General features: G+C 56.8%; 11 protein-coding genes. 4 read left to right on the top strand and 7 right to left on the bottom strand.

Annotated elements, in window-relative coordinates; genetic code table 11:
• Positions 1 to 335 precede the first annotated feature (335 nt).
• Both HZ99_RS18295 and HZ99_RS27970 read left to right on the top strand, forming a co-directional pair.
• Complete coding sequence (locus HZ99_RS18295; RefSeq protein ID WP_038445008.1) at positions 336 to 1,283, top strand: retron St85 family effector protein; 948 nt, start codon at positions 336 to 338, stop codon at positions 1,281 to 1,283.
• On the top strand, positions 1,280 to 2,230 hold the full coding sequence (locus HZ99_RS27970) for a retron St85 family RNA-directed DNA polymerase (RefSeq protein WP_038445006.1): 951 nt from the start codon (positions 1,280 to 1,282) through the stop codon (positions 2,228 to 2,230). Before HZ99_RS18295 ends, HZ99_RS27970 begins: the two co-directional genes overlap by 4 nt.
• A gap of 260 nt (positions 2,231 to 2,490) precedes the next feature.
• Here the strand turns inward: HZ99_RS27970 and HZ99_RS18285 are convergent, their stop codons facing one another.
• Complete coding sequence (locus tag HZ99_RS18285; protein ID WP_080727725.1) at positions 2,491 to 3,180, bottom strand: DUF5677 domain-containing protein; 690 nt, start codon at positions 3,178 to 3,180, stop codon at positions 2,491 to 2,493.
• A gap of 671 nt (positions 3,181 to 3,851) precedes the next feature.
• On the opposite strand from HZ99_RS18285, the gene HZ99_RS18280 reads away from it, so the two are divergent.
• Both HZ99_RS18280 and HZ99_RS18275 read left to right on the top strand, forming a co-directional pair.
• Positions 3,852 to 4,637, top strand: a complete 786-nt coding sequence (locus HZ99_RS18280; RefSeq protein ID WP_038445003.1) for a hypothetical protein — start codon at positions 3,852 to 3,854, stop codon at positions 4,635 to 4,637.
• On the top strand, positions 4,630 to 7,938 hold the full coding sequence (locus tag HZ99_RS18275; RefSeq protein ID WP_038445002.1) for a DEAD/DEAH box helicase: 3,309 nt from the start codon (positions 4,630 to 4,632) through the stop codon (positions 7,936 to 7,938). The genes HZ99_RS18280 and HZ99_RS18275 overlap by 8 nt, the downstream gene beginning before the upstream one ends.
• 524 nt (positions 7,939 to 8,462) lie before the next feature.
• Here the strand turns inward: HZ99_RS18275 and HZ99_RS18270 are convergent.
• From HZ99_RS18270 to HZ99_RS18245, 6 genes are all read right to left on the bottom strand, one after another.
• A complete protein-coding gene (locus tag HZ99_RS18270) occupies positions 8,463 to 9,065 on the bottom strand; it encodes a hypothetical protein (RefSeq protein ID WP_038444999.1) in 603 nt (200 codons plus the stop codon).
• Entirely contained in the window at positions 9,062 to 9,634 is a 573-nt protein-coding gene (locus HZ99_RS18265) for an RNA polymerase sigma factor (protein WP_038444997.1), read from the bottom strand. The genes HZ99_RS18270 and HZ99_RS18265 overlap by 4 nt, the downstream gene beginning before the upstream one ends.
• Before the next feature lie 156 nt (positions 9,635 to 9,790).
• Positions 9,791 to 11,422, bottom strand: a complete 1,632-nt coding sequence (locus tag HZ99_RS18260) for a vWA domain-containing protein (protein WP_038444994.1) — start codon at positions 11,420 to 11,422, stop codon at positions 9,791 to 9,793.
• A 99-nt stretch (positions 11,423 to 11,521) separates the two neighbouring features.
• On the bottom strand, positions 11,522 to 12,088 hold the full coding sequence (locus HZ99_RS18255; protein WP_038444992.1) for a hypothetical protein: 567 nt from the start codon (positions 12,086 to 12,088) through the stop codon (positions 11,522 to 11,524).
• 47 nt (positions 12,089 to 12,135) lie between these two features.
• On the bottom strand, positions 12,136 to 12,417 hold the full coding sequence (locus tag HZ99_RS18250) for a hypothetical protein (protein WP_051903182.1): 282 nt from the start codon (positions 12,415 to 12,417) through the stop codon (positions 12,136 to 12,138).
• Between the two features lies 1 nt (position 12,418).
• Positions 12,419 to 20,962, bottom strand: a complete 8,544-nt coding sequence (locus HZ99_RS18245; protein WP_051903180.1) for a hemagglutinin repeat-containing protein — start codon at positions 20,960 to 20,962, stop codon at positions 12,419 to 12,421.
• Positions 20,963 to 20,976: the final 14 nt, after the last annotated feature.

The raw sequence follows: 20,976 nt of genomic DNA, 5'->3' as shown, positions 1-20,976 counted from the left end.
CGCTTGTTCTTGATCCTTCAACCGCCGCTTCGTAAGCGTTTTCTCCCAATCTACGGCCTTCAATTTTCCTCCAGTTAAAGCTGCTCGATGCCATGGAGCAGCGGCGTCGATATTGAAACGTTGACAGTGATGGCACTCTGATCTAGATTCGGCATCTCTTTACGCGTTCATAGCTAGACGGTTTCCGTCGATGGCTTAGTCAGGCGGTTCGCCAGACTCAATTACATTGCGTTGTTTTATTCCGCAGACAAGATCTGCGGCCCTACGCTCGCTTCGCTCACTCCGGTCCACAGATCTTGTCTGCGGCTGATCCTTGGTAAAGAGCCCCCAATCGCATGGACCCGCGACAAAGAATTCTTGCAGACGTCGATCTTGAGCAAAGCAAGGTTCATTTCTCAAAAAATCCTATCGTGTTGCTTTGCGGAGGATTCGTTCCAGAAAAGGAACATGCGGACGCCGAAGACCCACCAATTAGGTCCCTTCGCGACGCGGTGAAGCGCAAAGCACTTCAGATGGCCGCGTCACCTCATATATTCCGTCCAGAAGAAATCAAGTCTTGGCATGAAGACGGCGTGTTTAGAAACCTGATGGACTTCGAGGCGGATCTCGGAAGTGTTTGCTCCTTGGTGGTAATTGCCGTTGAAAGTGAAGGTGCGATTGCAGAGTTGGGTGCATTTTCTCAGCTGCCAGACTTTAATAAAAAACTGATTGTTTTTGTTCCTGAAGAGTATGCGGGTGCCAGTTCATTTATTAATCTAGGTATTCTTCGCCATATTAAAGAGAAACATGGGACAGGGGTGAAAGTGTATCCTTGGAGTCCAAGGTTTCCAGGTGATATATCTGAAGATATTGTAGCCGATGTCCTTGAGGATATTGCCAGTGAGATACTGGCACTTCAAAAAACCCAATCCTTTAACGTAAATAACAATATTCATCTTATTGTTTTGATTTACGAGCTGCTCAAGTTATTCGTCGCTTTGAAAGAGAAAGAGCTGATTGATTCAATCAAAGCTTTAGGTCGGGAAGTGCACAGGGATGACTTGAGACGAAAGCTTTTTCTTCTCCAAGAATTTAGGCTTGTAAGAAAAATAGAATATAGCGATTCAACATTTTATGCCTGTGATGATGATACTTTTCACAGCCTTCGCCTTGTTTTGAAGTCAGGTATAGCCGTTGACGCTCTGCGTTTGCGTGTTGAGTGTGTGGATTACTACAAGGTCACTGGAGCTGAACGTAACCGCAATAGGGCAATAGATCGTGCGAAGCTGGGAGGCCAAAAATGAGCCTATATGACTTTCGAAAACATATGTCAGAGATGTTGTCTTTGTCTGAACATGATGTGGCTCGACTGATTGTTAGGGCGCCTTATGCTTACAAAAGATACTTCATTCCAAAAAAATCTGGTGGAGTGAGGCCCATCGCACAGCCCGCAAAAGAAACTAAAGTAATACAAGGTTTGCTAGTTGAAGACTGGTTCTCTCAGCTCCCTGTTCATGAATGTGCGGCCGCCTATAGGCAGGGCTCAAGCATTAAAGCAAATGCCGAGCGGCACAAGCAGAATAGTTATATTGCCAAGTTCGACTTCTCCAGCTTTTTTGGATCTATAACCGAGTCCGACCTAGTTAAGCACCTTTCCTACGTGCTCAGCGGAAAATTATCAGTGCAAAGTATCAAAGATATTGCAAGGGTAAGCTGTGTTAGAGATCGAATTACAACTCGACTTGCTCTCAGTATTGGAGCACCTAGCTCTCCAGTTCTGTCGAATTCAATTATGTATTATTTTGATCTAGCAGTGAATTCCTGGTGCCTAGAGCGGAATATAGTGTACTCGCGTTATGCGGATGACCTTACGTTTTCCACAAATGATAAGGGGGCAACATCTGAAATTGAGAGATTTATCTTGGAGACGCTTGAAAGTATCCCTTATCCACGACTTCAATTAAATAATGAAAAAACAGTCTATGCCTCAAAGAAAAAGCAGCGTCGTATTACTGGGCTAATTATATCCAATGACAATCAGGTTTCTTTAGGGCGCGACAAAAAAAGATTGATCAGCGCGATGATTCATCGTTATACCCATCATGAGTTAGATGAGAAATCAATCCTCCATCTTCAAGGGCTGATGGGCTTCGCACAAGATGTTGAACCGCTGTTTGTTGCAAAAATGAGAGGCAAATATACAGGCCGACTAATTTCAGATTTGCTCAGGCAGAGAGGAAAAAAAATTTAAGTGCAATCGTTAGTACGTGAGTCACTCCTAAATCGTAGGAGCAATGAATTAAGTACTCTATCGGCCTTCCTTGGCAGGCAGCTATTAGCCGATAGCCGCGCTGTCTGATCATGACAATGCGGGCTATTGTGGACTGAAGTCCGACGTGGACAACATTGAAGTCCGAGAAAGCTCACCAATCAAAATCTGCCTCCAATCACGGGCAGCCAAGGGTCCCATGAAACCATGATCGCGGTCCACGTCGCATGAGCTGATCTGCGTTAAGCCTTTGAATTTAGGCCCAACACATCTCGTAAGGACTCGTTATCCGGCCAGTGCCGATGCATTAACCACCAAACGCACGCTTGGCCAATGGCCCGACTAATGCCCCCTATGCCTTGAAGGTGGATGACGCACAGCTTGTCACTTTCGGATTTCTCTGACGGGGTCTCATTGTGGCCGTGCGTTTCAAGCGATAACAATCGGTAAAACACCGTATACAAGTCTAGGATGCCTGCTTCCCTTGCTTGCTCCTCGACGCTTCTGCGTTTGCGGCTCTGCTTTGCCTGCTCATTGGCCAAGTAGTCAGCTGTAACGTCTTCTCCCGTATGGTGGTCTCGGATCTTCGCGGTGCCTGCTTTCAAGTTGATCCTGAGGGCTTTCGCCATTTCCACTGGACCTGCACCGATCTGAGATTCCGCATTTTCGACTGATCTAATGCTCCAGGAAACCGTGATCAGTTGTTCAAGCAAGCTACGGCTCAAGATCCCCAAGCAGGCGGCATTTCGAGCAGCGCCTAACGCCGCTGCTCCACTCACCAGATCTGCCGCACGCTTCAACTGCTGACGAACAAAGGTATCACGCGGATCAGCCGATCCAGAGGCCTCCATCTGGGATGAGGCGATAAGGAGGGCCGTTTGGTTACTCAACGACTCAATCAGTCCATCGATATCTGCTGAGGGTCTGCTCATTCGGTTCCAAGGCCTTCTGATCTGTGGAATACAGGACAATATTCAATGGAAACGTTTTTATCCACCTGGTAGCGGCGATCAGGCGCCATGCATGTCCCTCCATGCGCAGCAAGTGTAAGCGCACGATATACAACGCTCTCGCATCAAGCCAGCCAAGTACATCCCACTGGACCTTTTCGGCTACGCCGGTTCTACCATCTCACCCGCACCGCGCCAGTGCAGTCACCAAATCCGCATGAGTTAGTTCTTATTGCTATCTAGCTGTCCGCCACCCAGAGCAGAGGCCGTCTACCTCAGGCAGCAATCGGCCGAGGCTGTGTAAAAACGTTTTCGAGCGCGACAGGTACTCAAAACCGGACTGGAAATCGCGCATCTGCGCGAAATCCACATCTGCTGACGTGCCGATAAATTTCAGATTTAACGTAGGCGCGCGCACTTCAATTTTGACGAAGCGTTTTTACACACTCTGGGCCAGAAGCAGTCATCAGATCGACCCTACAGCAGTAGGGCCTACAGTAACTTGGACGCACCGAATAGCGCTATTCCACATAATGGTGATGGTGAATGGGCATGGAGGACCATAAATTTTTCCGTCACTGATGGCATATTGATAAGGTTGACCAATCTAGTAACGTGCCTGGCTTTCGCCAGATGAGCAACCAAGGACGAAAATGCCGATTTCGCTGGAATACTACGACCATCCAACCCTCTGTCATGGTCAAGCTTGGACGATCACGGACGAAAATCTACTCGCAGAGCAGATCGCGCGGGTTGCTTTGGGCCAGTCCAGACACGTCCAAAAAATTATAGCGGGAACGAATGTTGGTCCGCCGGCATCGAGGGCTAGTGCTGCTCAGGGCGCGATAGGGTTACTTACAGTTCCTCCTGGTGAAGATCCTTGGCATAGGGATGGCTGGATCTTTCAGGTGATATCGTGGATAGCTGCCCAAAAAGCAGATCCGGGCGCACTTATTCGGCCCCCTCAAATGATTCATGCCTTGAAAGGATTCGATGGCCTCCGTCTTGAATTGAATGACGGGGAGGTAGTTGCTGCAACCATATTTGAAGACAAGGCCACGGATGATGCGAGAAAAACGGTTCGTGATTTAGTTTGGCCAGAGTTTAAATTGCTCGATCAAGGCGATAGAGAGAACGTCTTAGTTGCGGAGGTCGTTGCTTTATTGGAAACCAACAGGGAAGTTGATCCTGATCTCGCGATCGAGAACATAATATGGAAAAATATTAGACATTATCGAGTTAGCATAACAGTTGGAAAATTTCACTCAACAAATACGGGGCGAGTAAAAGTTTTTAAAGGTTACGATAAAATCATAGAAGGCAACGTGAGCAAGCGAGGTGGAGAAGTTTTCTATGTAGAGCATTTGCGCTCATGGATGTCTTCACTAGCTGAAAAATCAATTGCTCACGTTAAGCTCATGGTGGCTGCTCATGTTTGATAACGATACCGTAGAATTAATTAATAGTGCTCCAAAACTTGACGGCCTCGACCTTGCTGAGCTACCAAAACAGCTGACTGAAGCTTACGCATCGATAGTTTCTGCTCGTGTTTGCTTGCGTGAGGGAGCGGATCAGGCAGGATTGCCCGATGAGGTGATAGAAATAGTCAAGCGGATGACGCGCCTTGCTTTTTCTCACGAGGCTATAGTTTCCGCTTCAGAAGATATGGAAAACCGAGCTGCCGCAGCCTTCGTCGCTGGTTCGGCTCATCATGTAATACTGCTTGCTCAGGAGTTGTTATCAAGAGATATTAAATTTAGCACATTGAGTGCGTTTAGTGTCTCTCCTGAGGTTTCTGCAACTTTGCTGTTCCTAATCGCGGAAGCAAGTTCTGATGCTGCTGAAACGGCAAAAAATATTGTAGTAAGCGCTGAACTCTCTGTTGAAGCAGCTTTGCTTAAAGCAATCTATCATTTGGCAAATGGAAGTCTTCTAAAAATACTTGCTATGCGTGTGCCCGGACTAGGAAACTTTGATAGCGCTGACAGTATGGGGCAGGCCGTTGAGTCGCTGTATTACATGCTATTGCATGGGGTTCGTGCGATGGCGGCATCATTGCTCGGAACTATTGATGAATTTGATTTAATAGACCATGACTCGAAAGTAATTTTTGATCGAGTTAGAGAGCTATGCGTCGAAAAAATTGATAATTTAGTTGGCTTTGAAAATCACCCTGTACATAACATTTTTCCAGGGCCACTGCATTTAGCATCTCTTTTGGCGATGGTTGCGGATCACCTTATTCCATCTGGGGTTATAAATGCAAAACCACCAAATGGTGTCGAAACAGCTAAATGGTTTGTGATGAAACAAGACATAGCGTCAATCAGACCATATCTATGGAGGAATCATCGCCAGGCTATATCCTCAGGTTATTTGGAAATAGGAGTTTCATCTGTAATAAGCTTTCCAACCGGTGCAGGAAAATCTACACTTTCCGAGTTGAAAATTGCTACCGCTCTGCTGCGTAATGTGAAAGTAGTTTTTTTGGCGCCGACACTTTCACTGGTGGACCAAACAACTAGGGCTCTAGCTAATACTTTTCCAAACGCAGACGTTCAGCGAGAAATCCTGGATGAATTGTTATTTGATTTGGAAAATGACGTACTTCCTGCTATTTCTGTTATGACACCCGAAAGATGTTTGGCAATGTTGAGCTTTGATCCGGACATATTCTCAAATGTGGGGTTGTTGGTGTTCGACGAGTGTCATTTGTTGCACCCAAGGGACACGGATCACAGCCGACGTTCGATAGATTCTATGCTTTGCCTTCTTAATTTTACATCGGTCGCTCCTAACGCTGATTTGCTTTTATTGTCGGCAATGATGAAGAACTCTGAGGAGATTGCAGATTGGGTTTCAGAGCTAACTAAAAGACCTTGTCTGCCCATGTCATTAACATGGAAGCCTACCCGTCAAGTAAGAGGGTGTGTGGTTTATGCTGGCGATGAAATATCCAAACTAAAAAAGCGACTCAGAGCCGTGCGGTCTGAGGTAACGAACATAAATGCGCCTACCTCGTTGAAGCGAGAGCTGCTTGTACAGCCATTCGGCTTTTTTTGCTTGAATCAAACTTGGCATTCAGCAAGTCGTAAAGATTATGCATTAATGCCCGTTCTCAACGAAGCTGTTCAACTATCAACAGGTACCGCTCCAGCAGGCGGCTGGTATTTAACGCCTAATGGCAATCAGGTATCGGCTACGATTGCAGTCTCAACAGCCCGGCAAAAAATAAAGACTTTAGTTTTTACACAAACTATAACGCTCGCAAATAACGCGTCGAAAAGAATTTCAGATGATCTTGAGTCGTCTGGATGTATTTTGACTGATGAGGAAGTACGCCTTTACGAGACAGTAGTCGATGAATTCGGAGGAAAGGAGCATATCTATATCGAAGTGACAGATGAAGGCAGGCTGATATCCTCTAGTGCTTGCCATCACGGACTTTTGCTTACTATGGAGCGACATTTGCATGAATCGCTTTTTAAGCGAGCAGATGGGTTGAATGTTTTAGTGGCGACATCAACTCTTGCCCAGGGAATGAACCTTCCAAGTGAAGTGGTCATTATTAGTGGCGATAGTAGATTTGATCAAGAAGCCGATGCGATGCAACGCTTGGAGGCTCATGAGCTTCTAAATGCAGCGGGACGGGCAGGCAGAGCGGGCGACAGTTCCTACGGCTTTGTATTGGTAGTACCGAGTAAAGTCGTTAATTTTGATAATAGCACCAACCAAATTCATAATCACTGGATGGATTTAAGGTCGATATTTTCTCAAAGTGATCAATGCTTAATTATTGATGATCCTCTCACTGCAATTCTCGACCAAATACATAGTGAGGTGTTACCTCTCTCTGGTGTGGCAAGCTATTTTTTGAGCAGGTTACCGGTCGATTATGACGAAGAGCAAGTGGGGCGAGATGTATTAGCTCGCGCGACTATTAATCGGTCTTTCGCGGCCTTCAGGGCTAGAAAAAAAGGAGATCAACAGTGGATAGCATCAAGGATAGAATCTGCAATATTGTCTAGAAATTCAAATTTAGATATCTCTCAAGTGCTCACTTGGGCGGATCGTTTGGCAGCAGCATCAGGTATATCGGTAGGGATAATCCGAGAGCTTGGTGAACCACTTTCTAAAAGTGTCAATCATTGGGCGACTACGGATGCTTGGTATCAATGGCTTCGCGAATGGTTAAAGCGTCGATCCGCTTTGCTTCCAACTCTTATTAGGACGGAGACGTTAGAAGGCTTTTTCGGCAGCAGTTATAAAAAGCTCAAAGATGACAATTCAAGAGGGAAATACGCTGCTGAAATAATATTCCCATTGCTGGAACTCTGGATGTCAGGTCATACACTAGCTAGCATTGAGGCCTCGACTGGCACTCAAATTAATAAAGTGGGGAAATGTGAGTTTGCCAGGGAGTTTGTTTTGAGGATAATCCCTGAGCTTTCTTATATATTCGGTCTTCCCAATCAGATTTTTAGGGCAATTACCGTTGATAGAGGAGAAGATATTGAATCACCTGTCGGCCTTAACTGTTTGGCCTTGTGCGTTAAGGAGGGTTTGAACAGTGTTGAGAAAGTTGCTCTGCGTGAAATAAGTAAGAAGCGCTTAGCTCGAAGGGAGTTGCACCGTAAGTATCAGCGCATCGAAGCCTACGCAGGCGTGCTTAAAGAGGGTGAAAGCTTTGGCGACGTAGTAAACCGTATAACTCAAGCCTTGGCTTTAGTAGATCTTTAAGTACTCACATTTGATTCAAGCGAGTTAGCCAACAGAAAATCATGTACGGCTCTGATTTATGCACCACCTTAAAGGAATTGCATTGGCAGAAGTGCATCGAGGGCGACCCGCTGACGTTCGCGTGCTCCACATTGCGTTTCTGCATTCCTTATTTAATGTGGATTTCCAAAGTCTGCTTCTGGCCGAGAGTTACCCGCCGTGAACGGCCGCTTCTGGCCGCTTACTGCCCTTCATTACTGACTACTTTGGGTGAGCTCAGTCGATTAGGTGGGTGGAGAGGCTTAGCTACTGATCGGAATGCCACAAATTTGCCACACTCGCCCCGCTAACCGGGGCGAAAACCCACTAACCCCAGCTAACACAACCCATTGATTCCCCAGCTAATCCCCGCTAACGTATTGATTCTAAACGTCGACTTTTAGGACTCCGAAGGCAGGGGTCGTGGGTTCGAATCCCGCCGGGTGCACCAGATACAGCCGAAAGCCCCAGGTCGCAAGACCTGGGGCTTTTTTGTGGGCGCCTGTTCAACGTTTTTGCAGCGCTTCCAACCGAGCGGGCAGGTCTTCGTCGGGAAAGCGCTGGTGCAGCGTCAGAAGTTTCTCATCCGCCGCCCTGCTTTCCCCTGCCTGGCGCAGGCGCGCAATCTCCTCAAGTCCTTGTTCCAGGGACTGCGGCTTGGCGGCCATCTGTTTGCTCAGTTTTGCCACCGGCTCATCAGCCATGGCACTCGCCATCTCGGCCTGGACCGGCGCATGGTCTGCCTGTGGTGCCATCGCCAGGCGCGCCATAGGCGCGGGGGAGGCCGGGGCAGACAGTGCCTGCGGCGGTGGCGCGGCGGCGTATTGGGTGGCGTCGGGCAGGTTGGTGTCGGGCACTGGCGAGCGCGTTACCACGCCAATCAATAGCGCAACCCCGGCGACAGTCGCAAAGGCCATCTGCCAGCGTGGTCGTTGGCAGGCTTGCAGCCAGCGTTGCCACAGGCTTGGCGCCGGCGTGGGGGCTTCGCGGCGGGCGGCGGCGAGGATAAAGGCGTCGAGGGACGCAGGCGGCTCGCTGGCGCGGTGTTGGCGAAAGTGCTGGATCAGCTCTTCGTCAGTCGGATCCTGAGTATGTCGGGAGTCAGTCATACGGGTACCTCCTCGGCCAGCAGCCGACGCAGTTTCTGCTGGGCGTAACGCAAGCGGCTTTTTACCGTTTCCAGTGGGCTGCCGGTGAGGGCGGCGATTTGCGGCAGTTCCAGGTCACCGTGCAGGCGCAGCATAAACACTTCGCGCTGGTCTTCGGGCAGGTCTTGCAAAGCGGCATCGAGACGGCCCTGGTCGCGGCTCAGGCTCAGTTGCCGTTCGGGGCCGGCACTGTCGTCGGGTTGGGCGTGCACCTGTTCGTCGTAGCTGTCGTGCAGCGGGTTGTGGATGCCGTGCTTGCGCCAATGATCGATCAGGCGGTTGCGGGCAATCTGGAACAACCAGGTACGAAAACTCGCCCGACCCTGTGGCTGGGTGGTGCTGCGGATCAGGCTGAGCCAGGTGTCCTGGTAGATCTCCTCGGCCAGTTCGGCTTTGTTGCAAAGGCCCACGAGAAACCGGTAGAGGCCCTGGCGGTGCCGGGCGTACAAGGTCTCGAACGCACCAGCGTCGCCAGTGCGGTAGCGGGCCAGCAGCGATTCGTCGCTGGGTGGATCGTCTGGTACGGCCATGTTGGGTGGCGAACTCCTTTCGATGGATCAATGCAGATTAGCTGTGGGAGCCGGGCTTGCCCGCGATAGCGGTGGGTCAGGCGCTATTTTCGGCGCTGACCCACCGCTATCGCGGGCAAGCCCGGCTCCCACAGGGGATTTCTGTTGTGGGCAAGATCAGTGTTTGAGGCTTTGGGCCAGTTCCACCAGTTGTACGAATTCATTGCGCAAGCCGTAGGGATCATCGCCACGGGCCGAGCGGGCCAGGGTGGCGGTGTCCTTCAGGCTCATGCTGCCAGTGTAGCGGCCATCGCCTTTGAGCTGTTGGGCGAAGGCGGCCACGGCCGCGGCGAAGCGCAGGTCGTCGCTGGCGGCGTGTTGCGCGTGGTTGATCGGGTGTTCGATCAGGCGACTGCTGCCTCCCGCCGCCGGCTTGTAGCGTACCCGCAACATCGCCAGCTCTGCGGCGTTGCCTTCGGCCACAGGTGCCGGAGCATAGCGCAACGGTTCCAGCCAGCCTTTGGCGCCCTTCGGTACGATTTCATACAGCGCTGTCACCGTATGTCCGGCACCGATCTCGCCGGCGTCCACCTTGTCGTTGCTGAAATCCTCACGCTTCAAGGCACGGTTTTCGTAGCCCAGCAGGCGATATTCGCTGACGTGAGCCGGGTTGAACTCCACCTGCAGCTTCACATCCCGCGCCACCACGGCCAGGGTCGAACTGAGTTGTTCCACCAGCACCTTGCGCGCTTCGCGCAGGTTGTCGATGTAGGCGTAGTTGCCATCGCCCGCGTCGGCCAGTTGCTCCATCAGGTGTTCGTTGTAGTTGTCCACGCCAAACCCCAGGGTGGTCAGGGATACCCCACTTTTGCGCTGGTCCACAGCCATCTGCTTGAGGCTGTCGAAGTCGCTGATGCCGACGTTGAAGTCACCGTCGGTAGCCAGCAGGATGCGGTTGATGCCCTTGTCGATAAACCCTTCGCGGGCCATCTGATAGGCCAGTTCGATGCCCGATGCGCCCGCCGTGGAGCCGCCGGCGGTCAGTTGGTCGATGGCGTTGCGGATTTTTGCCTTGTCGCGCCCGGACGTGGGCTTGAGCACTACCCGCGATTCGCCGGCATACACCACCAGGGACACGCGGTCTTGATCGCGCAATTGGTCCACCAGCAACTTGAGGGTGCTTTTGACCAGCGGCAGGCCTTCGCGACGGTCCATGGAGCCGGAAACGTCCACCAGGAACACCAGGTTGGCCGGCGCCAGTTCAGCCACCCCACGCTCGGACGCCTTGATGCCAATGCGCAGCAGGCGCGTGTTGGGGTTCCAGGGGGTCGGGGCGACTTCGGTGGTCACACCGAACGGCGAGCCATCGGTCGGCAGCGCGTAGTCGTAGGGGAAGTAATTGACCATTTCCTCAAGTCGCACGGCGCCTTCAGGCGGCAGTTGGCCTTGGTTGAGGAAACGTCTGACGTTGGCGTAGCTGCCCGTGTCGACATCGACGCTGAAGGTCGAGACCGGGGTTTGCGCAACGCTGTGCACCGGGTTGTCCGGCAGGCTCTGATACTGCTCACGCGGCTCGGCGCGGTATTGCATGGCCACAGCGTCATGCATGGCCATCGGCGCGGGCATCGCCATTCTTTTGAGCATGGCCCCCTGAGCCTGAATGGGCGCGCTTTGCAGTTCGGGGACAGCGGCCGCTTGGGGCGCCTTGGCCTCGTCGCGGGACGACAGCCCACACCCGGCAAGCGCCACCAGCAAGGTCACGGCAAAGCCCTGGGCAGCGGGGCGCAGGAGGAGAAGAGGATGGGACATGGGCTGAACCTCGTGAGAAATGATGCGTTCACAAGGTCAGACGTAAGCGTGTCAGGATTCGGGTTATCGCCGGCAAGCCGGCTCCTACAAGGTTTGTGTTCAGGCGGTGGGGACGGGGATGCGCTGCGCGGGGTCGGTGATGTCATACACATGCTGCTCACAGCCGGCGCCGACGATCACGAATTCCACCAGGTAAACCTTCTGCTTTTGCGGCTTGAACGCCGAGGTCATCGGGCCACAGGCGTAGACAATTTTTTCGGCGTAGCGGTAGTAGTTCGAGTCATACACCCGCGACTCGCCCAACACCTCGATCGTTTGCTGCGGATCGGCCAACACTTCCAACTGCGGGAAGCGCTTGACCGCCGCACTGTTGGCCACCTCGCTCATCTTGGCGATCCAGCCGAACACCTTGCCCCGCCCTGAATCCACCACCGTGCCGAGGATTTCCGGACGCGGGTCGGCATCACCGCCTCGGCGCACGGAGAACTGCACCGGGTAGGTAAAACCGGTGGTGCGCATGATCACCTTGGCGTGCCCGGCATCGGCCACGACTTTGTCCTGCTGCAACTGAACGCCATCTTTGAGCAAGCTGGGCGAGGAATCGCGGGCCGTGGAGTGGCACCCCGCAAGGACCAGAGCCGAGAGGATAAAAGCAACCTTCTTCATAAACGGTTTTCCGTGGCGTCAGCGAGGCCGGGTTGGCCCTGCAAGGATCAAAAACTCAAAAAGAACACGACCCCATATAAAAACAGGGAAAACCCGGCCAAGGCCGCACGCCACTCCGGGTCGGCGTCCTTGCTCATGCCGCCCGGCGCGATGGCCACCCGGGCACCTCGCGCATAGTTGTAGACCGCCTGGCCAAACCACAGCTGGACCAGCACCATGGTGAAAAAGCGCGTCCAGCTACCGTCAAACCGTAGAACGCCATTGAGTAGCGCGGCCAGGAGTAAAACCAGGCCAATGCCATGCCGATATTTGTACAAGTTCGCGATCATGCTACCCACCCTTGACTGCTCCTTTGAGGCCTTCAACCAACTTGTCCCACACACCCGCAGTGCCCAGGGCATTGGAAAGTCTCGACGCGGTTTCAGGCGTTACGCCCTTGGCCATCGCAAATTTTTCAAAGCCCATGCTGAGCGCGTTACCGGTGGCGGCTTCCGGCAGTTCTTCTTTCAAGTAGCCGGACAGGAAAGAGGCCGCCATCGAGGTGTTCGACAGCCCGGCACTCACGCCACCCGTCGTCACCGCCGCGCCCGCGCCCAGCACAAACCCGACATCGCTGACCATTTTTGCATCGGCGGCCTTGATCCACTTCAGCGTATTGGGGTCAGCCAGGTCAATGTTGGCACCGACCGCGATGCATTCGGCACTGCCACACGACATGAAGCGTGGGGTGTACAACACGCCCTCGATCGTCACCGGGACCTTGTATCCGCCCTTCTCGTCCAACGGGTAGCCGGTCAACCGGTCGCGTTTACCCGAGCCACCGTCCGGGTAGGCGTATTCCCCGCCCGTCAGCACCCGGGAAAAACCACTCTCTGCCTCCATCGTCCACGCATAAGCCTGGGTGTTTTCCTTGATGTAGGCGATCACTTGGTAGTCTGACTTCCCAGGCAACTGCACATAGGTCTTGCCATCGCCCGTGGCCATCCAGTTACCGTCGGGGTCATAGATACCGGTCCCGGAAGCGACCATGTCGGTACCCGGCGTGATGTCGGTGCCTTTGACGAAAGACAAGCGCATCTGCGCCTCGATCTGTTCGGCGGTGTATTTGCCATTACTCTTCTTGGCCAGTTCCAGGGCGAGTGCTTTCTCTTGCGGGTGCAACTGGCGGTTGTATTTGTCCACCGCAAACGCCGTACCGCCGGCCACCACCCCGCCTTTCACGCCATCGCCTGAGCCCACAACGCTGCCGACACCTGTCGCAATCAAGGACGTAATCGCTTTTTGATCCGCAGCCGACAGATCGCTGTCGGCCAGGGCCTTGGCAATGGACGGCATGACCGCCGCCGAGGTACCTGCACCCAGGGCGCCACTTTGTGCGCTACCGCTCGACAAGCCCATGGCCGCACCGGCCAGCGCGTGCAGCAGAATCCGCGCGGCGCCGCCTTCGGCCCAGGCCGCCTTGGTCGTAGCGTCGCTCGACTTATCACGCTGTGCGTTGGCGAAGTCACCGATTTTATTGAAGATGTCACTGGACGAGGTGTTGGCGACGATACCCACGGCCGTGCCACCCGTGGCGCCACCCAGTCCGGCGGCAATCAGCCCGGTTGCAATGTCAGCCATCAACTTCTTGTCACCGCCGACCTGCCAGCGCAGCGCCTCTGCGTTGGCCACACGCGCCGCCTCAGCGGCAGCGGCCGCACCTGGGGAGCCCGCCTGGAGCTTGGCTTCATCGGCAAGTTTTTTCGCCTCATTCGCCTTGGCCTTGGCGACCGCGCCGATCACGCCACTGGCCAACTGCGCCGAGCTCTGGATCAGGTCGATGCGCTCCTGCATGGCCTTCTGGTCAGGTCGGTCGAGCTGCTGGTTGGCGTTGGCAGTGTCGCGGTTGAGCCCCACCAGGTCATTGGCGCCCTCGGGGTTGCGCACCTCAATCGTGCCGTCGCTGACCGCGCTGCGGGTGTGGCTGCGTTCGTCATCCTTGAGCGCCACCGGAATGCTGCCACCCGGGGAGAAGCCGCCATTGCTGCTGAACGAAGCCGAAAGCCCCGCCGACTGGCTCTGGATCTGGCTGGTGTTCTTGATATCGCTGACGATCAGGCGATCGGTGCTCAAGCGGTTCTTCACCGCCGCCGCTTCGCTGGCAATCACCCCGCCCTGCAAGGTGGTGGTCTTGCCGACATTGATGTCGTAGCCCCCCGTCCCTGCGAACAGGCCGGTCTGGTCGGTCACCGCCTTGTAGTCGCTGTTCATCTTGGCCGCGGCAATACTGGCCGAGCCGGTCACGGTGGAGCCGAAGCAGAACGGTGGCACACAGATACTTGCGCCAAAGCCTGCGCTGTTCTGTTTGCTGCGCGCCGATTCGGTGTCCTGGCGCGAGAGGATATTGAGGTTGCCGCCGATGTCGGCCTTGATGCTGTCGGCCCGCACCTGGGCACCGGCCAGGGTGGTGTCAGCGCCACTTTTGAGCAGCAGCGAACCGGTGTCCAGGGTGGTGTTGACCTGGGTCACCGAGTGGCCGTTACCCCTGTTCTTCGCGCCTTGCGCCCCCAGGTCGAGGGTGAAGCCGTTCTGTTCGCCAATGTTGAAACTGGCGCCTATCGCGGTCTTGTTGGTCGACCCGTCGTTCTTGCGGTCCATGGTGTCCTGGGCGCTTTGCAGCAACACCGTGTTCTTGGCCAGCAACAAGGTGTTGGCGGCTTTCAGGCTGCTGCCGGTGATCTCGAGATTGCCCTGGCTGCCCGGTGCATCGCCGGTGGCCACAATCGACAGGTTCTGCCCGGCATTGAGCGTGCTCTGGCGGGCCGTCACGCTGTTGTATTCACTGCTGGCCTTGCTGCGGGTGTTGGCCAGTTCGGTGCCGATCTTGATCAGCGAACCGTTGCTTGGCGTGCCGCCCTGCTTGTTCTTGAAGCCCGCGCTCTGGCCGTTGGCTTCCGACGCCTGGCCACCCAGGTTGTAGGCTGCCAGCGCCGCCTGGGCGATTTTTACCGCCTTGAGACGTGGGTCATCGGCGTTCTTCGCCGCTTCGGTGGCATCGTAAATACTGCGCCCGGTGTCCACCACCGCCCCGCCAATCACCCGGCCTACGGCCAGGCTTTTGGCGCTGTCCTCGGTGGTTTGCCGCGCCGTTTCAGCGCCGGCGGTGATGGTCACGTCGGCGCCACTGAGTGCCATGTGCCGGGTGCTGACCAGGTCACTGGCAACCACCTTCAACTCGCGCCCGGCCGACAGCGAAACGTTACCGGCACTGGAGCCGATGGTACTGCCGGTCAGCGTGGTTTCCTGGGCCGTGCCGTTGTGTTTGCTGCTGCTGATAGACAAATGCTGGTTGCCGGTGAGGTCGTCCAGGCCCAGCTTATTGCCGGTCAAAACGCCGGTCAGGTCGCGGTTTTTTTCCTTGTGCATATCGGTGCGCGAAAAGGTGTTCTGCGCCGCATCAATGGTCAGGTCGCGCCCGGCCTGCACGGCCAGGTCGCCCGTGCTGACCAGCGCCGAACCGGTCACTTTCGCATCCTGCCCCGCCACGACGTTGACCGTCTCGCCGGACACCATGCTGCCCACGGCCAGCGTGCGTTGTTCGTCGACCTTGTCCTGGACCTTGCTGGACTTCAGGCCACCCCAGCTGCTTTTGCTTTCCTTGCGCTCGCGGCGGGCACTTTCGGCATCGGTCACGGCAAGGATCTGCACATCCTTGCCTGCTGCCAGGGTGGCGGCGCCTTTGTCGGCGGCAACGGTGCTGCCCGCCAGCAGCAGGTTTTCACCGGCCACCAGGGTGCTGTTGCCGCCAGAGCTGACGGTGCTGCCGACGTTGTTGATCGTGTCGGTTTCATCAAGACGGAATTTTTTCCCGGACGAGCTTTTCTTGGTCTTGCTGTAGAAGCTGTAGTCCTGGTCTTCGGCGGCCTTGAGGGCCAGGTTCTTGCCAGCCACCAGGTAGGCTTCGTTGCCGGCGCTGACGTTACTGGCCAGCAGCAGCAAATCCTCGCCCGCGTTCAAGGTCAGGTTGCCACCGGCCTTGAGCACTGTGGAGACCTGGCTCACATGGTCCTCGATACGCTTGACCTTTTTCGAGTTGTACGCCGAATGCTGCTCGTTGGCCGCCGCCGCCAGGTTCACATTGCGCACGCCGCCGACGTTGACGTCGCGCTTGGCTTCGATCTGGCTGCCAACCGCACTCACATCACGCCCGGCGACCACATGGAAGTCGCGCCCAGCCTCAACCACCGAGCCTTGCTGGGTGATGATTTCGTGGCGCGAACGGCTGCCGATCGCGCCGCTGTCCAGGGTGCGTGCCGAGACGATATTCACGTCACGCACCGCCTGGGCGGTGGTGTCGCCGCCACTCTTGAGGGCACCGCCGACGCTGTTGATATCGCGCCCGGCCTGCATCGCCAGGGTGCTGGCCGACTCAATGCGTGCGGCGTCGTCGATAAAGTCCGTGCGCTCGATGCGGTAGTCACTGGCGCTCTGGTGCGTGGTGACGCTGCGCTCGTTGAGCAGGTCGGCACCGGCCACCAGGTTGACCTGCTGCCCGGCGATGATGCCGCCGGCGCGGTTGTTGAGGTTATTGCCGCTCAGCAGGTCAAGGCGATTGCCCGCCTCCATCAGCCCGCTATTGCTCAGGTCGCCGCCCACATTGGCGGCCAGGTGGCTGGTGGCACGCAACGTACCGACGTTGTTGAGGTTGGCGCCGGTCAGCAGGTTCAAGTCGCTGCCGGAGATCAGCGCGCCATTGGGGGCCAGGCGATTGCTGGCCTGGGCCAGGTACAACACCGGCACCAGTACTTGCTGGCCGGCGACGCTGGCGTTTTCCAGCCAGACGATATCGTGGGTCAGGGCCGCCACCTGTTCGGCGGTGAGGCTCACGCCCACGGCCAGGTTCAATTGCTGGCGGGCGCCGACGGCATTGTCCATCAGGTACTTGAACACCCCGGCGTCGCTGGTCTGGCCGTCGATAAAACGCTGGCCGGTACGGGCGACCACCGCCTGCTGGATCAGGCGCTGTTCGTAGAAACCATCGCCCAGGCGCTTCTGGCTGGCGTCGGGGTCGTAGCCCAGCTTGGCCAGCAGGTAATCCGAACCCATGAACGCTGCCATGTTGGTCAACTGCGAGTTGGTCTCGATCAGGTACTTCTGCGGCTTGTCGGCAAACTGGCTGTTGGGCAGGCCCTGTACGCCACTGCCGTCGCTGAAGTGGAACAGGCCGTTCTGCCCGGCGGGCAAGCTGAAGCCCGGCAACCCCAGCGGGTTGACTTGTTGCTGGGCGACGTCCGGTGGCAATTGCCCGTTGAGCTTCACTTGGGTGGAGAAGCCGGGGGCGTTGGTGTCGGTCTTCGCGCCACTGCCGACATAGGTGTAGCCGCCGCGCACCACGCTGTTATCGATACCGGCCTGGGCCTGGATATTCACCGCGCCGCCGGCCTGGATCACCGCGGCGTAGCGCTGGTCCGTGGCCGCCAGTGGGGTGGTCACCGTCGGGCCCCATTGGCGCTCCATGGCGCCGATAAAGAACGCCATGGCCGCTTCCAGGCCACCCAGGTCATTGGGGTTATAGGCCGCGCCGCCGATGGAGTAACGCTGGGTAAATTGCGCCGCGGTCTGGTTGTAGCCCGATGGATCACGGGTGCGCTCGGAAGAAAACACGCGCTCGGTCAGGGTGTCGTGGGTTTCCAGACCAACGTTGGTCAGTTGGTTGACCCGCGCCGTCAGGCTGCCGGCCGCAGCGATGCTACTGCTGCTGTTGAGCACGTCGCCGCCGACCAGCAGCAGGTTGGCGCCGGAGGTAATGCTGGAGGCCGCGCTGGCACCGGTGACCATCAGGCGATCACGCTGGGCAATCAGGAACGGGCGGTTTTCCTTGCCGCCTTCGCAGTCACCGCCGTTGACGTTTTCAATGCACTGCACCGGGCTGATCGAAGCACTGTAGATCCCCGACTCGCTGGTCAACACCGTGCGGATATTCTGCAGGGTACCGGCGGCCAGGCTCAGGTTGCCGTCACTCTGGATGCTCGATGAGCTGTTGATGATGCTGGTGGCCAAGGCCCCTTTGCCGTCGAGGTCGATGCTCAGGTTGCCCATGGCGTAGATGTCGGCACCCAGGTTTTTCAGGCGCTCGACCCGCAGGCTCATATCGGCGGCGCTGAACAGCAGGCCGTTCTGGTTGAGCAGGCTGGCGGTGGTCAGGGTCATGCTGCGACCACTGCCCAGGGTGCCGAGGTTGTTCAGCGCGGCGCTGGCCAGCGTGAAGTCTGTGGCGGCGGTCAGGCGGCCAGTGTTGTCGAGGGTGCCGCCCAGGGTCAGGTCAAGGTTGCCGTGACTGGCGATCACGCCCTGGGTGGACCAGTTCTGGCCCGTGCCCTTGATGCCGTTGGCCGCGAGCAGTTGGCCGCTGGTGGTTTGTTCGAGGGTGTCGACATTGACCGTGAGGTTGCCGGCCTGGATCAGGCTGCTGTTGGTCCAGGAGGCTTTGTCCAGGCTCAGGTCGCCCTGGGTGATCAGGCTGCCGCCGACGTTATCGAGGTTGATCCCAGCGATATCGAACACCCCGGTGCCCACATGCAGCACGCTGCCGCCCTGGTTCTGGAACGTACCAGCGGCCAGGCTCAGGTCGGTATTGGCGGCTTCCAGCTTGCCACCGCTGTTGTCCAGCACACCGCCAATGGCCAGGCGGCTTTGGCCACCGCTGCCCAGCGCACGCAATTGCCCGCCCTGGTTGCTCAGGCTGGCGGCGGCGATAGCCAGGGTGCTGGTGCTTTCGATCAGGCCACGGTTGTTAAGGGCGCCCAGCAGGCTGAGGTCGACCTGTTGCCCGGCGATCTGCCCGGCGTTATCGACGCCGCCGCCACTGAGGCGCACGCGCTGGCCGGCGAATACACCGCCATTACCGTTGTTGAAAACACCCGCGTTGATCAGCGCATCGCCCGCCTTGGCCGCGAGCTTGCCCCCGCCGTTGTTCAGGCTACCGACCGTGAGGTTGAGGCCGGCGTTTTCGCTATGGATCAGGCCATCGCTGTCGTTTTGCACCAGGCCGCTGGCGTTCAGGGTCAGCCCACCGTTTGCGGCCAGGGTGCCGCTGTGACGGTTGTCCAGGCTGGCCGCCAATACCGTGAGCAGGGTTTGGCTGGTGAGTTTGCCGCCCTGGTTATCGAGGGCTGCCACACGCTCGATCGACAGCGGGCCTGCACTGGCCAGTTTGCCGTTGCGGTTGATCAGGTCGGCCAGCAGGTCGAGGGTCACCGCCGCGCTGGCGGTCAGGCTGCCGGCGCTGTTGTCCAGGCTGCTGCCACGCAGGGTGAATGCGGCGGCACTGTCGATGGCCCCGCCCTGGCTGTTGTTGAGCGCGCCGCTCAAGGTCAGGGTTTGCGCTCCGGCACTGGAGATCACGCCTTTATTGCTGTTATCCAGGCTGTCGCCGGTCACGCTGAGGGTGCCGTGGCTGACCAGCACGCCGCCCTGGTTATTGACCTGCGCGACCGTGGCCTGCAACGCGCCATCGCTGATGATTTCGCCCTGGCTGTTGTGCAGCGCAGCGGCGGTCAACTGAGTGTTGCCGCTGGCCAGCAGTCGGCCTTTGTTGCGGTTATCCACGGTGGTGGCGGTGACGTCCAGGGACTTCCGGGCGCTGAGGGTGCCGCCCTGGTTATCCAGGGTCTGGCTGGCCTTGACCGTGGCGGCACGGCTGGCAACCACGCTGCCGTTGTTGCGGATATCACGGGCATCGAGGCTGACATCGCCGGTGGTGGTGCGGGTGTTATCGGCATTCACACCGGCCTCGATCACGCCGCTGTTGCTCAACTGGCCACCGCTGCTCAGGCGCACCGTGTCGCGGGCGGCGAGGCTTTTCTGGGTGTTCAGGTCGCCACTGGTTTTCACCGTCAGGGCGGTGCCGGCGTAGGCCGGGCCCTTGGCATCAAGACTCGCCGCCTTGACGTCAATCGCGCCACTGGCCGCCGCTTGCGCCATGCTCAGGTGCCCATTGGCATCGAGCTGGATATCGCCCGCACTGGCCGCCAACGTGCCGTCCAACTTCACCCCGACGCCGGTCTCGGTGCCCACCAGCTTGATCGCGCCGGCATACATGCCGCCCAAGGCCGAGGAGTCAATCGCAAGCTCAGGCTTGCTGCTGCCATCGTCGGCCCGCGCGGTGGTTTTTAAAGTCTGTGCATCCACATCATTGCGCCCGGCGATCACGGTCAGGTTGCGCGCATTGATCTGTGCATTGATCTTGGCCGAGCGGGTGATGATTTCGAAGCGGTCGACATTGCTCGCATTCAAGCCCTGGCCGTCGATGGTCACCGCGCCGCCATCGACCTGGTAACGGTCCAGGCGACCGTTGTCGAGGATGGGTTTGCCGGTGGTCAGGGTCACGTTGGGGGTGTTGATAAAGCCACAGCCATTACAGGTCACGCCATAGGGGTTGGCGACGATGACCTTGGCCGACGGCCCTGCCACTTCGGTGTAGCCGCGCAACTGGCTGGGGTTGCCACCGTTGACTTCGTTGAGGATGACATTGGCCGAGCCGCCCTTGAGGTTGGGGTTGCCCAGGATGATCCCGCCCAGTTGGGTGGACTGCATCGGGCCGCCGGCGTTGTTGAGGATCACGCCATTGGGGCCGACGTTGTAGTCCTTGAACTGGTTGTGGGACAGGCCGCTGCCATTGGGCGTGGCGATGTTCACCACCGGTACGCCATTGCCCGCCGCGCCCACCGTGGTGCCGGGGCCGCTGACCACAATGCCGTCGGCCTGGGCCAGCAGCGGCTGCCAGAACAGCGCGTTGGCCAGGATCAGCACCAGGCCGCGCTTGGGCAGGCCGCAGAACGCGTCACGGCTGTTCATGGCTGAAGAAGGCAGGCGGGCAAACAGGCGGACATCCATGTCAAATTCTCGAT

Source organism: Pseudomonas fluorescens, from assembly GCF_000730425.1.
Classification (GTDB): Bacteria; Pseudomonadota; Gammaproteobacteria; order Pseudomonadales; family Pseudomonadaceae; genus Aquipseudomonas; species Aquipseudomonas fluorescens_X.
Note: the sequence above shows the minus strand (reverse complement) of the source record. Positions and strands in the feature narration are given on the sequence as shown.

What these genes read in the sequence shown, in the direction of transcription:
- HZ99_RS18295 (WP_038445008.1), top strand. Translation starts at nt 336, where the DNA reads ATGGACCCGCGACAAAGAATTCTTGCAGACGTCGATCTTGAGCAAAGC.
- HZ99_RS27970 (WP_038445006.1), top strand. Translation starts at nt 1,280, where the DNA reads ATGAGCCTATATGACTTTCGAAAACATATGTCAGAGATGTTGTCTTTG.
- HZ99_RS18285 (WP_080727725.1), bottom strand. Translation starts at nt 3,180, where the DNA reads ATGAGCAGACCCTCAGCAGATATCGATGGACTGATTGAGTCGTTGAGT.
- HZ99_RS18280 (WP_038445003.1), top strand. Translation starts at nt 3,852, where the DNA reads ATGCCGATTTCGCTGGAATACTACGACCATCCAACCCTCTGTCATGGT.
- HZ99_RS18275 (WP_038445002.1), top strand. Translation starts at nt 4,630, where the DNA reads ATGTTTGATAACGATACCGTAGAATTAATTAATAGTGCTCCAAAACTT.
- HZ99_RS18270 (WP_038444999.1), bottom strand. Translation starts at nt 9,065, where the DNA reads ATGACTGACTCCCGACATACTCAGGATCCGACTGACGAAGAGCTGATC.
- HZ99_RS18265 (WP_038444997.1), bottom strand. Translation starts at nt 9,634, where the DNA reads ATGGCCGTACCAGACGATCCACCCAGCGACGAATCGCTGCTGGCCCGC.
- HZ99_RS18260 (WP_038444994.1), bottom strand. Translation starts at nt 11,422, where the DNA reads ATGTCCCATCCTCTTCTCCTCCTGCGCCCCGCTGCCCAGGGCTTTGCC.
- HZ99_RS18255 (WP_038444992.1), bottom strand. Translation starts at nt 12,088, where the DNA reads ATGAAGAAGGTTGCTTTTATCCTCTCGGCTCTGGTCCTTGCGGGGTGC.
- HZ99_RS18250 (WP_051903182.1), bottom strand. Translation starts at nt 12,417, where the DNA reads ATGATCGCGAACTTGTACAAATATCGGCATGGCATTGGCCTGGTTTTA.
- HZ99_RS18245 (WP_051903180.1), bottom strand. Translation starts at nt 20,962, where the DNA reads ATGGATGTCCGCCTGTTTGCCCGCCTGCCTTCTTCAGCCATGAACAGC.